At 46.7% G+C, this 14,742-nt stretch carries 11 protein-coding genes and 1 tRNA gene; 7 read left to right on the forward strand and 5 right to left on the reverse strand.

What is annotated here, in order from left to right; genetic code table 11:
• The first annotated feature begins 99 nt into the window (after positions 1–99).
• From CHK_RS15650 to CHK_RS06395, 5 genes are all read left to right on the forward strand, one after another.
• Complete coding sequence (locus tag CHK_RS15650; protein ID WP_052740421.1) at positions 100–1,401, forward strand: ABC transporter permease; 1,302 nt, start codon at positions 100–102, stop codon at positions 1,399–1,401.
• A gap of 9 nt (positions 1,402–1,410) precedes the next feature.
• Complete coding sequence (gene lepB, locus CHK_RS06380; RefSeq protein WP_046443209.1) at positions 1,411–1,932, forward strand: signal peptidase I; 522 nt, start codon at positions 1,411–1,413, stop codon at positions 1,930–1,932.
• Between the two features lie 197 nt (positions 1,933–2,129).
• Entirely contained in the window at positions 2,130–2,561 is a 432-nt protein-coding gene (locus tag CHK_RS06385) for a sigma factor-like helix-turn-helix DNA-binding protein (RefSeq protein WP_046443210.1), read from the forward strand.
• 604 nt (positions 2,562–3,165) lie between these two features.
• Positions 3,166–3,372, forward strand: a complete 207-nt coding sequence (locus CHK_RS06390; protein WP_052740422.1) for a helix-turn-helix domain-containing protein — start codon at positions 3,166–3,168, stop codon at positions 3,370–3,372.
• A 3-nt stretch (positions 3,373–3,375) separates the two neighbouring features.
• A complete protein-coding gene (locus tag CHK_RS06395; protein WP_046443211.1) occupies positions 3,376–4,815 on the forward strand; it encodes a site-specific integrase in 1,440 nt (479 codons plus the stop codon).
• Between the two features lie 170 nt (positions 4,816–4,985).
• Here the strand turns inward: CHK_RS06395 and CHK_RS06400 are convergent.
• Positions 4,986–5,061 (reverse strand) — tRNA-Thr (locus CHK_RS06400).
• An 852-nt stretch (positions 5,062–5,913) separates the two neighbouring features.
• Positions 5,914–6,837 carry a LysR family transcriptional regulator gene (locus tag CHK_RS06405; protein WP_235843824.1) on the reverse strand — a complete coding sequence of 308 codons (924 nt, stop codon included), beginning with the start codon at positions 6,835–6,837 and terminating at the stop codon, positions 5,914–5,916.
• 112 nt (positions 6,838–6,949) lie between these two features.
• On the opposite strand from CHK_RS06405, the gene CHK_RS06410 reads away from it, so the two are divergent.
• Both CHK_RS06410 and CHK_RS06415 read left to right on the forward strand, forming a co-directional pair.
• Positions 6,950–8,575 (forward strand): FAD-dependent oxidoreductase, encoded by a 1,626-nt coding sequence (locus CHK_RS06410; RefSeq protein WP_046443212.1) that lies wholly within the window; start codon positions 6,950–6,952, stop codon positions 8,573–8,575.
• Between the two features lie 16 nt (positions 8,576–8,591).
• Positions 8,592–9,542 (forward strand): 4Fe-4S binding protein, encoded by a 951-nt coding sequence (locus tag CHK_RS06415; RefSeq protein WP_046443213.1) that lies wholly within the window; start codon positions 8,592–8,594, stop codon positions 9,540–9,542.
• An 82-nt stretch (positions 9,543–9,624) separates the two neighbouring features.
• On the opposite strand, the gene CHK_RS06420 is transcribed toward CHK_RS06415, so the two are convergent.
• The 3 genes from CHK_RS06420 to nifJ all read right to left on the reverse strand — a co-directional run bounded on the left by CHK_RS06420 (position 9,625) and on the right by nifJ (position 14,544).
• Positions 9,625–10,770: a DEAD/DEAH box helicase gene (locus CHK_RS06420; protein WP_082103436.1), complete on the reverse strand. Its 1,146-nt coding sequence runs from the start codon at positions 10,768–10,770 to the stop codon at positions 9,625–9,627.
• Positions 10,771–10,823: 53 nt separating this feature from the next.
• Complete coding sequence (locus CHK_RS17000; RefSeq protein WP_268872437.1) at positions 10,824–10,952, reverse strand: hypothetical protein; 129 nt, start codon at positions 10,950–10,952, stop codon at positions 10,824–10,826.
• Between the two features lie 91 nt (positions 10,953–11,043).
• The gene (gene nifJ / locus CHK_RS06425; RefSeq protein WP_046443214.1) at positions 11,044–14,544 is read right to left on the reverse strand and encodes a pyruvate:ferredoxin (flavodoxin) oxidoreductase; all 3,501 of its coding nucleotides are present in this window, start codon (positions 14,542–14,544) and stop codon (positions 11,044–11,046) included.
• Between the last annotated feature and the right edge of the window lie 198 nt (positions 14,545–14,742).

Raw genomic sequence — 14,742 nt, forward strand, 5'->3', positions numbered from 1 at the left:
GCCAGTGGTGGATTTCGGTGATTATTCTTGGTGCGGTCATCGGTGCAATCTTCGGTATCCGGTATGCCTTGAAACGCAAAAAGCAGAAAGCGAAAGAACATGAGAACGTCTGATTTATTCAAATTGTCCCTGCTTAATTTAAGCAGACGTAAATCGCGAACATTCCTTACTGTGCTCGGCGTGATCGTGGGGACGGCGTGCATTGTTTTGATGCTGTCTATCGGATATTCCAACTATAAGCAGTTTTCAGATATGCTGACAGACAATGCAAGCCTGACGCAGATACAAATTAACGATTATTCATCGTCTACTTCCGGGCGAGGGGGGATTACGGACAGCACGGTACAGTCTATCGCGGCAATGGAACATGTGCGGGCGGCGTCACCCGTGATCCAAATCCCTGTCACGATTTACAGCGGAATTTACGAGGCAAACGCGCAGGTTACAGGGATTGACCGCACGGTTCTCGACCTGGATTTTGCGAAAGGAGAAATGTTCGCGGAAGGCGGCGCCATGCCCGTTCTTGTGGTGGGTGGAGATGCGGTACAGCAATTTGTCGATCCCAAAAACCCACCCAATTATGCGGATTATGAGGAATACAGCAAATATGAGCCGGAGATCGATTGGCTTGGAACAGAACTGGAAATGCAATTCGGCTACAATATGGAGGATACTGGCAATGCAGAGATACCGACGGGCAGCATTTACCGTGCGTCAGCATCCGGGGTGACAAAAAAGAAACAAAACCAGGAAAGCAACAGTATTTATATGGATTTATCGATTGCCAAACGTATGCTGATGGATAACAGGGAGCTTGCTGATTATATGGGAATTCCGGTCAATACTTATCAGCAGGTTATCGTCCGGGTGGACGATATGGACAACGTACAAAGTGTTATGGATGAGATCAAAAAGCTTGGTTACGAGACATACAGTGAGACGGAATACATTTCGCAAATGCAGGAGGAACAAAGCAGACAGCAAGGACAGTTGTTTGCCATCGGTCTGATATCCTTGTTTGTTTCTGCAATCGGAATTGCAAACACGATGTACGCCTCCATTCTCGAGCGGAGGCGGGATATCGGGATCATGAAGGTCGTGGGGATGAAAATCAAAAAAATACGGCAGCTATTTTTGACTGAATCGGCTGTCATCGGACTTTTGGGTGGGCTGATTGGTTTGGCTGTAAGCTATATCGTTGTGCTTGCCATCAATACAGGAACGGAGCAAACAAGTTTCCTTGGGATGTATTTTTCTGAAGGGATGAAAATAGAGATACCCGCGTGGGTTGCACTCGGCGCGATTGGTATAGCGGTGTTGGTTGGGATCATATCGGGCGTCTACCCCGCGCGAAAGGCAACGAAGATGAGTCCCCTCGAGGCGATGAGAAGCGGGAACTAGGTGAGAAATATGGAACGGGAGCAAAAGATAAAAAGCGATAAACGGTTTTGGATTGTTTTGTTGGTTGTGATTGCTGCACTCATTTGCCTGCGGGTTTTCGTACTGGATTGGATATGGATCAGCGGTGAATCCATGCTGCCGACATTGCAGGACGGCGAGCTTGTACTGACCGAAAAGATATCCAAAAATACCGGAGGACTTTCCCGGGGCGATCTTGTGATCGTTATTTATCCGGATGGAATGCAATGTGTGAAGCGTATGATCGGTATGGAAGGCGATACGATTTCTATACAGGATAATATGGTTATTGTGAATGGTGATGTAATAGATGAACCCTATTTAAATGAAAACAGTTTTCCAGATATGCAAACGGTGATTGTACCTGAAAATAGTATATTCGTGATGGGAGATAACCGAAATCATTCATCTGACAGCAGGGAGCCGATGATTGGGCCGATACCTGATGACAACATTGTGGGACAAGCGATATCCGTAATATATCCGTTCGATAGAATAAGAGGTGTAAAATAGATACGATACTACATTGTTGTATCTTAAATGAAAGCCTTGGTTTCTTAAAAAAACACATCCAATAACTCGCACCTTTGCGGTCTTAAACTGCAAAGGTGTTTTTTGTATACCCTTTTTGAGGGTGCGAGCGCCTCCATTCCTCCATTTTGACTGGAAGTCTTGAACGAAGAGCGATAAGCGACAAAATGGAGGTTGCTATGAAAAAAGTGAATTTAAGGAAGTTTTATCCATCTCTCTATACGAAAGATGCCTATATTTTTCTGCCGGACAATGTAGCAGCTGCTTTATGGGAAGAAACAAAAAGAGAAAGGGCAGGATATGCAAAAATACGGTATCACCGCGCATACTATTCCCTTGACCGGGAGGATGGGATAGAACGATTTGCTCTGCACTCCCCTATGCTGCCGGAAGATATCCTACAGCAAAAGGAACTGCGCGAATTTCTTTATTCTGTCATTAGGGAATTGCCGGAAAAGCAGTTAAAAAGATTCTACGCCTACTATGTACTGGGAATGAAGCTGAAAGATATTGCACGGATTGAAGGAACCGATGCCGCTGCTGTATTACGGTCTGTTCAAAAGGCAGAAAAAACGATCCGCAAAAAAATAAAAAATTTTTTAGAAGATTGAGACAAAAAACGGTGTGTTTTTCTGCTGAATAATAAGGGAGTATTTTTCTTCCGATAAAAACGAAATATCCAATCGTCTGAATACGTTAGCTGTATAGCGAGCAAAAGGACGCACACGCGAGGACTGCCTGCGGGAAGATTCCCGTCAATAAGATAACATCAAAGGCACGAGCGGGAATGTCAACGTCCGAAAACTTCCGTGGCTGGGAGTGTGCCATGACCTATGTAGCCTATCATGATACTTGTGCGCAGTCGAGATTAGGTTCCAGAGCGTACCCCTGCCGCGTGGGCAGGGTGGTGAGATCCCAATGTGGCGCTTGCCCGCGCCAGTTCAGACGATTGCCTGTCCGTTATGGGAAGTAGTGTCGAATAATAACGGAATAGAATATGGAAAGCGGGGGCAGATTTTCTGATCTGAATATCAGCACGAATAGTCTGCCTCCGATTTCTGAATTTGTCAAACCTCTTTGTTGTAATTTGGAAATATGAGTTTTTTTGCATGGAGCTTATTTCGGAATATAATAAGAGCATCTGCCAAATCTTTGAAATGAGGTGCCTATTTGTACGAAACAAAGTTGCCATGTGAGAGAAAGGAGAGTGCATTTATGGAAAATCTTTCCTCTCGCGTCTATACGGTCGAGGAAGTAGCAAAAATGTTAAATATGAAGCCGAGGACCGCTTATGCCTTTTGTGAATCCACAGATAAATTTCAAGTAGAACGTGTAGGGCAAAGAGGGCTTCGTATCAACAAAGCATCATTTGACGCATGGATGCCCAGCGGAACCCAATCGGCTAATACGAAAGAGGTATAGAAAATGGCAATTTCAATAAAACAAAGAGGTAAAAAATATACGTTCACATTCTATTATAAAGACGAAAATGGAATAAACAGGCAACAATATGAAGCATATAGCAACCTGGATAAAGCCGATGAACGAGCAAAGATGATTGAATTTCTGAAATGGAAGAATGATGATAAAACGCTGCTACAGTTAGTAAATGAGTATAATGCGAATAAAGCAGGAACAAAAACAAAGCATTATTCTAAAAATGATAATATGTGCAAAACATTCTCAGAGTTTATTTGGGCATGGGCACAGCGGCATGCGCATAAAGTACGAATGAAGCCAAGTTCGTACGCAGGTTTGAAGCGGAATATTAGGAATCACATCGAGCCATATTTCGGAAAAATGATTGTGAGCAAGATTACACCGGAAACAATAGAAGATTTTTTCTTTCAATTAAGCCAAAAGAAATGCAGGGGAGCAAAAAGTTATAAAAAGAGTGAAGATCAAATACCTACTCTTAAAGGAAGTTCGCTAATGAAAGTATTTAATATTATCCGGCCTGCTTTTCGAGATGCGGAAACATGGGGATATACGAAGCGAAATCCAATAAGCAGTGATCAAGCCCCGGCATATAAGTATGCAAAACGAAAATTCTGGAAAAAAGAACAGGTGCAGCATGCTTTGAAAAAAATTAATGATCCCGTTTTGCATTTAGCTGTACATCTTGCATTTATGTGCAATATGCGACCGGGCGAAGTTGTGGGAACGGATACTGAAGGTATTGATTTGGCAAATAAATACTTCCAAATCAGTCAAACGCTTCAGCGTGTTGAAACAGAAGCCCTTGAAGAGCTTGCTCAAGATGATATTATCCGTATTTTCCCGAAAAAGAAACCGGACGCAAAGACTGTGATGATCCTAAAAAAGCCAAAGACAGAAAAAAGTGAGCGCAAAGGATTCCTAAACATGAAACTGTGTGAGGAAATCGAGAAACGTTTGCAACAGATCGAGCAAGATAAGCGATATTACGGCAAGGATTATCATGACTATGGCTTGCTCCTTTGTTTCCCAAACGGTGATCCGATTGAACCCCGGACAATGGATAAGCGATTTAAGAAGTGGCAAAAAAGTGATGGGGTGAGTGCGGAAGATATAATTGATATGCAAGGATTACGAAAATCTGCAACAATGTATAAATTGAGGTTAACAAACTATGATGTGCAGGTTGTCGGAGGCGAAGGCGGACAGACATCGGCTACAACGATTCTTGACCACTATGACGAAGTTCTCGAAGAAGATAGAAGAAAGTTATCTATACAAGTGGAAAATGATTTTTATGGGCGGCTGGAACAAAAACGGGTAACAGAGGACTTTGACTTGCGAAGGTTATTTAAGGAGTTAGTCGAACAGCCGGATTTAGCAAAAAAACTTTACGCTTGTTTACCCGTGTTGCAGAAAGCGACCTGAATTGCACTCAAAATTTATGAGCAAAATTTATGAGCAAATAATTTTTGTTCATAAATAATAGATATTGGCAGAACAAAAATAGTAGAAAAACTGAAGACCTCGATAAAGATGGTAATGGAAAAGCGGTTTCCTACAAACCCGTAAAAAACCGCTCTACCAAAGGATTTCTTTGGAGCTGATGGCGGGACTCGAACCCGCGACCTATACCTTACCAAGGTATTGCGCTACCGCCTGTGCCACATCAGCATTATGAAATTTTTAGGTGAAACGCAAATCCTTACCAAGGACGTGCTCTACCCCTGAGCCACATCAGCAAAATTATTGTCAGCCCTAGTATTATATGATACTATTCACAAATTTTCAATAGGTTTTCCGGTGATTATTGATAGAATGATTCGATTCAATGAACCAAACGCAGGTGATTTAACATTAAAAATGAAAATTTCTGATTTTTTTCAAATTTTTTGCAGGAAATAAAAAATAGATGGAGAATATATATAATAAGATCACAGGAAAATGTTTGAAATCGTCAAAACCGTTTATATTACTAATAAGACGGAAGATACTTCGGCGGATAGTTGATCCGGAAGATATCCTCAATAAAGTGAAAGGGCGTGATACCAATGTACGATCTAGATAGTTCTATATGGGGCACGCACACACAAGCCCAAAAATAGAGCTTTGAGGAGCACGAAGGGAATCGCGGAACATATTTTTTAAATTGACAGTTTGCAGTTTGGAAATATCCGCGGCGGCGATAGAATAATAAGATTCATCGCAGCAGGACCGCAAAGAAGGTCCGGTGAGGGCGCCAACAAAAGCAAGCGCATAGCGGACGCTGTAGCCGCATGGGGTTTGGAAACAAATAAATGTGTGTGGTGCCGAATCGCAGACCTGCGAGTAACTACTTGCACTACCGGAAAAGCCGGTTTTCGTGTAAATATATGGTAATAAAGCCTTGCGCGTAAATGTGGTGGTCGGCAGAAACCGATGGGGGATGCATGATCCGAAGGTATGGCAAAACGAGCAGAGATGCAAAATAAAAACTGAATGTAACGATGCAAAGAGGGATTCCTGATGGAAGCCCTCTTTTTTTCTTTATTTCAGGCACCTCAAAGAAGGATTTTGCGGCTTGTATTGATCCACAACTGTTTGCGCGCACTGGATAAACGTTCTCATTGCATCGCTCATAAATTTATTTTTGTGATACACAAGGCAGAAGGTCCTGTCCCACTTTCCCATATCATTTTTAACGGCAAACAGTACGCCGTCCTCTATTTGCTCCTTCACAAGGCGTACGGAAGCAATCCCCACGCAGTTTTCCTGCAAAACCATACGCAGCGTTGCGTCAAAGCAGGATACTTCCCATTTGATATATATTTTCGCATGGTTTTCCCTGATAAAATCTTCAAAAAGCTCCCGCGTACCGCTTCCCTGCTCACGCATCACAAATTCCGCTTCCTGCAAATCCTCAAGCCGGATTTCTTTTTTTTGCGCAAACCTGTGGTCGTTTCTGCAAAACAATACCAAATAGTCAGTTTCCAGTGGGATCGCTATAAGCTCCGGGCTTTTAATCGTTCCTTCCACAATCGCAATATCAAGCTCGGAGCGCAGCAACCGCTCCTCCACGGTTTGCGTATTCCCAACGTAAGTATAGGTTTCCACAGTGGGTAATTTACAGCTGAATTCCCTGACAATATCCGGCATACGGCAGGTTCCTACCGTAACCGACGCGCCGATCCGAAGGCGGGCCCTGTTTCGCCCGGGTGACATATTGTATTCCAGATTGTCAAACGCTTCCACTGTCTTGCGCGCGTATTCCAGAAGCTTTTGCCCTCCCTCTGTAATATACAGCCTTTTTCCAAGGCGTTCGAAGAGCAATATTCCATAATGCTCCTCCAGTTCGCGAATGGTTTGGCTCACCGTAGGCTGCGAAATAAAAAATTTTTTTGCAGCTGCATTCATTTTGCCAGTTTCCGCAACCCCGATAAATATTTTTAAATGCCGGATGGTCATATCCATTTCCCTTCCTATATAGGTTTTACCTATTATATAGTTTACATATTATCATTTTTAGCAAACCACAACAAGTGTTACAATAATAGTATTAAAATAAATAAAAGGATGTGTTATTGTGAAAGTAGTGATTATCGGTGGCGTTGCCGCAGGAACAAAGGTTGCGGCCAAGCTGAAACGGGAAGACCGTTCGATTGAAGTTCTTTTGATTACCAAAAGCAAGGATATTTCTTATGCGGGCTGCGGACTGCCCTACTATGTAGGCAACGTAATCGAAGACCGCGGGCAGCTTATTGTAAATACGCCCAAAAGTTTTGCCGCACTCACCGGTGCGGACATTATTACGGAGACAGAAGCCATTGCCGTTGACCGTGAAAACAAGCGGATAACGGCGCGGAACCTGAACACCGGAGAAGAAAAAGCTTACGGCTACGATAAGCTTGTGATCGCTACGGGCGCTTCGCCCTTCGTCCCGCCGGTTTCCGGCGTCGACCTTGCCAACGTTTTTTATATGCGTACGCCGGAAGACGCGATTACGCTCCGTGAACAAATCGATACGCAGGAAATCAGCCGGGCCGTTGTTTGCGGTGCGGGCTTCATCGGCCTTGAGGTAGCGGAAAACCTTCTTGCAAAAGGTATTCGCGTTTCCGTCATCGATATGGCAGATCAAATCCTTCCGGGCTTTGATCCTGAATTCGCGGGCTATGTGGAAAATAAGCTCGCCGATAGTGGGATTATGTGTTTTACAGGCACTTCACTTGAAGAGATTATGGGCGACGGCAAAGTGGAAAAAATCAAAACCAGCAAACGCGCCATGAAGGCCGATGCTGTTATCCTCGCAATGGGTATCCGTGCCAATACTGCTTTTCTGGACGGAACGGGCATTGAGCTCATGCCAAATAAAACCATTGCCGTAAATGAATTTTTGCAGACAAACGATCCTGATATCTATGCGGTTGGCGATTGTATCAGCGTCAAAAACCTGATTACAGGAAAACCCGCATGGTCGCCCATGGGTTCCTCAGCCAATATCGAAGGGCGTATTGCTGCGCAAAACATAACAGGGAAAAAGCAAACTTACCGTGGCGTTCTTGGCACAGGCATCTGCAAGCTTCCCGGTATCAATGTCGGCAAGACGGGCCTTTCCGGGGCCAGCGCAAAGGAAGCCGGTTTTGATGCTGAAACAGTGATTGTTGTTGTGGACGATAAGGCTCACTACTATCCCGGCGCGTCTAACTTTATCATCAAATTGATTGCAGACCGCCCGTCCCACAAGCTTTTGGGATTACAGGCTGCCGGGCCCGGCAGCGTCGATAAAATTGTGGATATTGCCGCAACGGCACTCACGCTTGGCGCGCGGCTTGAGGATGTGGAGGGGATGGACCTTGCTTACGCTCCCCCGTTCTCCACGGCGATTCATCCATTCGTGCATGCGGTCAACGTAATGCTCAACAAATTGTGCGGTTGTTTTGAAACCTGCACCCCTGCGGATTACCAAAAGGGTGCCATGGAGGGCTATCAGTTGATTGACGCGTCGCCTGCGCCGTCCATAGAAGGCGCTCCCTATGTAAACCTTACTGATGTCTGCGGGCCTGTGGAGGGAATTGATCCCGATCAAAAGCTGTTGCTTGTATGTGCAAAGGGAAAACGCGCCTATATGCTGCAAAACAGGCTGAAGCATTATGGATACAAAAACACAAAGGTTTTAGAGGGCGGATTGTCTTTTAACGATATTGAGGAATAATCAGGAGGATTTTTTAATGGCACTTAAGGTTACACCAGAGGAAGAGAAAAAAGTAAAGGCGCTCGGTTTTTTGCGCAATAAAGGAACCGATAATTTTTCAGGCCGTATTATCACAGTCAACGGGAAGATTACATCAGAGCAGAACGCCTGCATTTCAGAGGCGGCAAAACTTTATGGGAACGGAATCGTGACACTCACCACACGCCTCACCATTGAGTGCCAGGGTATCCCCTACGATAAAATAGAGGATTTCCGTGCCTGCATTGCAAAGGAAGGGCTTGTAACCGGTGGAACAGGCTCCAAAGTACGTCCTGTCGTGAGCTGCAAAGGCACCACATGCCAGTACGGGCTGATCGATACCTTTGCCCTCTCTGAAGAAATCCATCATCGTTTTTTTGAGGGATATGCTACTGTAAAGCTTCCCCACAAATTTAAGATCGCCGTGGGCGGATGTCCGAACAACTGCGTCAAGCCGGACCTGAACGACATCGGTGTGATCGGTCAGCGCATACCGGATTATGACGAGGAACTCTGCAACGGCTGCAAAAAATGTGTAATTGAAAATAACTGTCCTGTAAATGCGGCAAAGGTAATTGACGGCGTGCTCGAGATCGACGAAACCCTATGCAATAACTGCGGTCGTTGTATTGATAAATGCCCCTTTGACGCAATCGAGGATGGAAAAACAGCTTATAAAATTTATATCGGCGGACGCTGGGGTAAAACAACCGCCTGCGGGCAGCCGCTGTCCAAAATTTTCACTTCGGAAGAGGAAGCGCTGAAGGTCGTAGAAAAGGCAATCCTCCTGTATCGTGAAAAAGGAAAAACCGGCGAACGGTTTGCCACCACAATCGACCGGCTTGGCTTTGACGCGGTAAATGAAGAGTTGTTATCAGACGATATCCTGGCTCGAAAGCAGGAAATACTGGATGCGCAGCTTCATCTGGCTGGCGGAGCCACCTGCTAAGCAATCACATAAAAATTTTACACATCCGTATAAAAAAGAAGGCAACGGTTTTGCCGTGTGCCTTCTTTTTGTTTTATACTTTTCAGACCACCTTTGGCTCAGCTCCCTGCGGCCCGTTTTCCCGAGCGATCCTGATGTGCAGCTTGCGCTCAAGGTCTTTTATTTTTCCACGCTCGCGGGGGGAAATCAGCGTGCACGCCTTTCCGTCTTTTCCCGCGCGCCCCGTTCTGCCAATGCGGTGGACATAATAGTCGCTCTTGTCCGGCACGTCATAATTGATCACCATATCGATCTTTTCAATATCGATTCCACGCGCCGCGACGTCCGTCGCCACAAGCACCTTTGTCTTTCCCTTGCGGAATGTATTCATGATGGTGTCGCGTTCCCGCTGCCCCATATCCCCATGCAGGCAGGCTGTCGCGTATCCCTTATGAAATAACTCGCGCTGAACCTCCTTCACCTTTCGTTTGGTGTTGCAGAATACAAGCGTAAGACGCGGCTGCGAATGGTTGATCAGGTCGCAGACGGTATTGGACTTCCTGTTTGTTTGCATATAAGACTGTGCAACCGTTTTTACAGGCTGGTTTTTCTCACCCACCTCCACCTGCTCTGGCTCCACCTGGAACTGCCTTGCAATCTGCCGCACTTCCCTGTTCATCGTTGCTGAAAAGAGCATCGTCTGGCGGCTTTCAGGCACGCAGGATAAAATTTCCTTCATATCGTCCCTGAATCCAAAATCCAGCATTTCATCCGCCTCGTCAAGCACCACCGTACGCACGTTCTTCAGCTTTAAAACGTTCCGCTTGATCAGGTCCTTCAGCCTGCCCGGTGTTCCCACAACGATCTGTGCACCTGCGCGCAGCGCACGGATTTGGATGCTTGCCGGCTGCCCGCCATATACGCTCACTGTCCGCAGGCCTTTGATATGACCTGAAAGCTCCTTTGCAACCTTTGCGGTCTGCATCGCCAGCTCGCGCGTCGGACACATAATCAGCGCCTGCACCTTCTTATTCGGCGGAAAAATATTCTCCAGAATAGGAATCATAAAAGCCGCCGTTTTTCCTGTTCCCGTCTGGGCAAGCCCAATCATATCCCTTTTTTCCAAAAGGGCGGGCAATGTCTGCTCCTGAATGGGCGTAGGTTTTGAATACCCCACCTGCCGGAGCGTGTCGTTCATTTCTTTTGTCAATAATTCTGAAAAGCTCAAATAGTTACCTCTTTCTTTCATTTGCAATCAAAAAGACTTCGCCATCAAAAGCAAAGTCCTTCGTTCTTACTTTGTTATGACGCTGTGGCCTGCATAAGCTCAATCTTATGCGGTTGTATCATAAATACCCTGCCACCAGCCTTTTCACTGTCCGCGTCCGGCATAACCGGATCATACTTATTAATACTTTGCAAGTATACCACACTTTCCCCTGCTTGTAAAACAATTCATTTCCAAACAAAACAATCCCCGCAATAAATGCGGGGATCGTTTGATTACTTCTGTCAGGAAAGCTTATTTTTCTTCTGCAAGTCCCTTGTAGTATTCGTAGCGTTCCTTTGCTTCTTCTTCGGATTTCTTGAACAGTTCGTCCGCCGTCTCCGGGAAGAGCTTCTTCAAGGATTTGTACCGCGTCTCGCTCATGATGAAATCCTGGAAGCTTGCCGTAGGCGCTTTGGAATCCAGAGTGAACGGATTCTTTCCTTCTGCCTTAAGCGCAGGATTGTATCTGTACAGCTGCCAGTAACCGGCTTCTACCGCACGTTTTTCCTCATGCTGTGATTTGCCCATATTGATGCCGTGGTTGATGCACGGTGCATAAGCAATAATGAGGGACGGGCCCGGATAAGCTTCCGCTTCCTGCATTGCTTTTAAGAGCTGCGACTGGTTTGCACCCATCGCAACGCTGGCAACGTAAACATAACCGTATGTCATGGCAATCGCGCCAAGGTCTTTTTTCTTCACCTTTTTACCGGATGCCGCAAATTTCGCGATCGAGCCGGTAGGCGTCGCCTTGGAGGACTGTCCGCCTGTATTGGAGTAAACTTCAGTATCCATAACGAGGATGTTCACGTCCTCGCCCGAAGCGATTACGTGGTCAAGTCCGCCGTAGCCGATATCATATGCCCAGCCGTCTCCGCCGAATACCCATACGGATTTCTTGATAAACAGATCCTTCTGGTCGAGAATTGCCTTGCAGGTATCGCATTTGTCTGCAACCTTTTCGAGGGCAGCTACGAGGTTTGCCGATGCAATCTTGGATTCTTCTCCCTTGTCGGCAACCTCCAGCCATGCTTTCATGGCTTCAACAACCGCCGGATCTTTCTGTCCGTCAGCGTCGATCGCAGAGCGTACCTGATTCTTGAGCGCGCTCCTGCGAGCCGTGAACGCCAGGTTCATGCCATAGCCAAACTCAGCGTTATCTTCAAACAGCGAGTTTGCCCAGGCCGGGCCTTTGCCTTCATCGTTTACCGTGTACGGGCATGTCGGCGCGCTGCCGCCATAAATGGAGGAACAGCCTGTCGCGTTACCGATCACCATTCTATCGCCAAACAGCTGTGTTACGAGCTTCACGTAAGGCGTCTCTCCGCAGCCTGCGCAAGCGCCTGAGAACTCAAACAGCGGCTTTAAATACTGGCTTTCCGGAACGAGGTTCTTTTTGATCTCGATCTTCGGTTCAGGAAGACTTGCCGCGAATTCCCAGTTTGCAGCCTGCGATTTTTCCATTTCGGCAAACGGCTTCATGATAAGAGCCTTTTCCTTCGCCGGGCAAATGTCTGCGCAGTTTCCGCAGCCCGTGCAATCGAGCGGGGAAACCTGAATACGGTAGCTGTAGCCTTCTTTGCCGCGTGCAGGTTTTGTTTCATATCCAGCCGGAGCGTTTTTCATCGCTTCTTCGTCTGCGAGGAACGGACGAATTGCCGCGTGCGGGCAAACATAAGAGCACTGGTTACACATGATACAGTTGTTAATCTGCCATTCAGGCACGTTAACCGCAATACCGCGTTTTTCGAATTTCGTGGTTCCAACCGGAACAAACCCGCGCGGATCAAACGCCGAAACCGGAAGCTCGTCGCCCTTCTGGACAAGGATCGGATGAATCACATCGCGGAAGTATGCGTCGTCCGGAACTGCAACGCAGTCTGCGCCCTGCGTCGTGGTCGCCCAGCTTTCCGGATATTTCACTTCCTCAACGGCCATACCGGCGTCAACTGCCTTGTAGTTCATGTTTACAATGTCGTCGCCCTTTTTGCCGTATGTCTTTTTGATCGCCTTTTTCATGTAATCGATCGCATCCGCTTCCGGAATAATATTCGCAATCTTGAAGAACGCGGACTGCATTACCATATTCGTCCTGCCGCCAAGGCCGATCTCGCCGGCAATTTTGATCGCGTCGATGTTGTAGAATTTCAGCTTCTTTTTCGCGATAATGTTTTTCATAACCGCCGGAAGCTCTTTCTCCATTTCTTCCTCAGACCAAGGCGAATTAAGCAGGAATGTGCCGCCTTCCTTGATGCCTTCCAGCACGTCGTAACGGGTAACATAAGACGGATTGTGGCAGGCAACCATATCCGGCTGCGTAATGAGGTATGCCGACTGGATCGGGGACTTACCAAAACGCAGGTGCGAAACCGTGATACCACCGGATTTTTTGGAGTCGTAGGAGAAGTATCCCTGCGCGTACATATCCGTGTGGTCACCGATAATTTTGATGGAGTTTTTATTTGCGCCAACCGTACCGTCGCTGCCAAGGCCGTAGAATTTCGCGCTGAAAAGTCCGTGCGGCGAAGAATCGATCTCTTCCTTCACTTCAAGGGACGTATTCGTCACATCGTCGTTAATACCAACCGTAAAGTGGTTTTTCGGAGTCGCTTCCTTCATGTTGTCAAAAATTGCTTTGACCATGGAAGGCGTATATTCTTTGGAACCAAGGCCATAACGCCCTGCGAGAACTTTTACGAACCTGCCTGCTTCAAAGAGCGCCGTCACAACGTCTTCATACAGCGGCTCGCCCAGGCTGCCGGGTTCCTTTGTCCTGTCAAGGACCGTAACCGTCTTAGCGGAAGCCGGAATCGCGTCAACGAACGCGCTTGCGTCAAACGGACGGTAAAGGCGAACCTTTATGAGACCGTATTTTTCACCTTTTGCGTTCAGGTAGTTAATTGCCTCTTCCGTTACGTCGCAGCCGCTGCCCATTGCAACGACAACATGCTCTGCATCCGGAGCGCCGACATAGTCAAACAGGTGATACTGCCTGCCGAACATTTTTGCGAATGCGTTCATTGTTTCCTGAACAACTGCAGGAGTCGCGTTGTAATATTTGTTTGCCGCTTCCCTGTTCTGGAAATAAATATCAGGGTTCTGTGCCGTACCCTGCTGGTGCGGATGGTCAGGATTCATTCCCCTTGCGCGGAATTCGTCGATCGCTTTCCAGTCTACCATTTCAGCCAGCTTATCATAATCGAGCAGCTCAATCTTGGAAACCTCGTGTGACGTCCTGAACCCGTCAAAGAAGTGTACAAACGGAACCTTTGCTTTGAGTGTGGAAAGGTGCGCAATCGCGGCCATATCCATCGTTTCCTGTACGGAAGCCGCAGCCAGCATGGCAAAACCAGTTTGTCTTGCAGCCATCACATCGGCATGGTCGCCGAAAATAGAAAGTGCGTGAGCCGCAAGCGCACGTGCGGATACATGGAACACGCATGGCAGCAGCTCGCCGGAGATTTTATACATATTCGGGATCATCAGCAGAAGGCCCTGAGAAGCCGTGAACGTTGAAGTAAGCGCACCCGCTGCGAGCGAACCGTGAACAGCACCTGCTGCGCCACCCTCAGACTGCAGCTCGGAAATCTTCATCGTCTGCCCAAAGATATTTTTTCTTCCCACAGCAGCCCATTCATCACAGGATTCTGCCATCGGCGAAGAAGGAGTGATCGGGTAAATCGCGCCAACGTCGGAAAAAGCATATGCGACGTGTGCGGCGGCGGTATTACCGTCAATTGTTTGTTTTGCCATTATTAGTGACCTCCTAATATTTTTAATTCTAGCCTAAATAATCGTAACATTATAATTATAGTATTTCCCCACCTCAAAAGTCAAGGAATAGCAGGCGGGGAAAGACTTATTTTGCAATTTTAACGGCCTGTCTTTCAAAACAGGCGGCGACACCCCTTTTTCCTGTTGGTTTATGCAGGAAAAGCCTATCTTTTTTTG

This window comes from Christensenella hongkongensis (genome assembly GCF_000981035.1).
GTDB classification, from domain to species: domain Bacteria; phylum Bacillota; class Clostridia; order Christensenellales; family Christensenellaceae; genus Christensenella; species Christensenella hongkongensis.

Excerpts from the sequence above, each read along its gene's own strand:
- CHK_RS15650 (WP_052740421.1), top strand. The coding sequence starts at position 100 with ATGAGAACGTCTGATTTATTCAAATTGTCCCTGCTTAATTTAAGCAGA.
- lepB (WP_046443209.1), top strand. The coding sequence starts at position 1,411 with ATGGAACGGGAGCAAAAGATAAAAAGCGATAAACGGTTTTGGATTGTT.
- CHK_RS06385 (WP_046443210.1), top strand. The coding sequence starts at position 2,130 with ATGAAAAAAGTGAATTTAAGGAAGTTTTATCCATCTCTCTATACGAAA.
- CHK_RS06390 (WP_052740422.1), top strand. The coding sequence starts at position 3,166 with ATGGAAAATCTTTCCTCTCGCGTCTATACGGTCGAGGAAGTAGCAAAA.
- CHK_RS06395 (WP_046443211.1), top strand. The coding sequence starts at position 3,376 with ATGGCAATTTCAATAAAACAAAGAGGTAAAAAATATACGTTCACATTC.
- CHK_RS06405 (WP_235843824.1), bottom strand. The coding sequence starts at position 6,837 with ATGGATATGACCATCCGGCATTTAAAAATATTTATCGGGGTTGCGGAA.
- CHK_RS06415 (WP_046443213.1), top strand. The coding sequence starts at position 8,592 with ATGGCACTTAAGGTTACACCAGAGGAAGAGAAAAAAGTAAAGGCGCTC.
- CHK_RS06420 (WP_082103436.1), bottom strand. The coding sequence starts at position 10,770 with ATGAAAGAAAGAGGTAACTATTTGAGCTTTTCAGAATTATTGACAAAA.
- nifJ (WP_046443214.1), bottom strand. The coding sequence starts at position 14,544 with ATGGCAAAACAAACAATTGACGGTAATACCGCCGCCGCACACGTCGCA.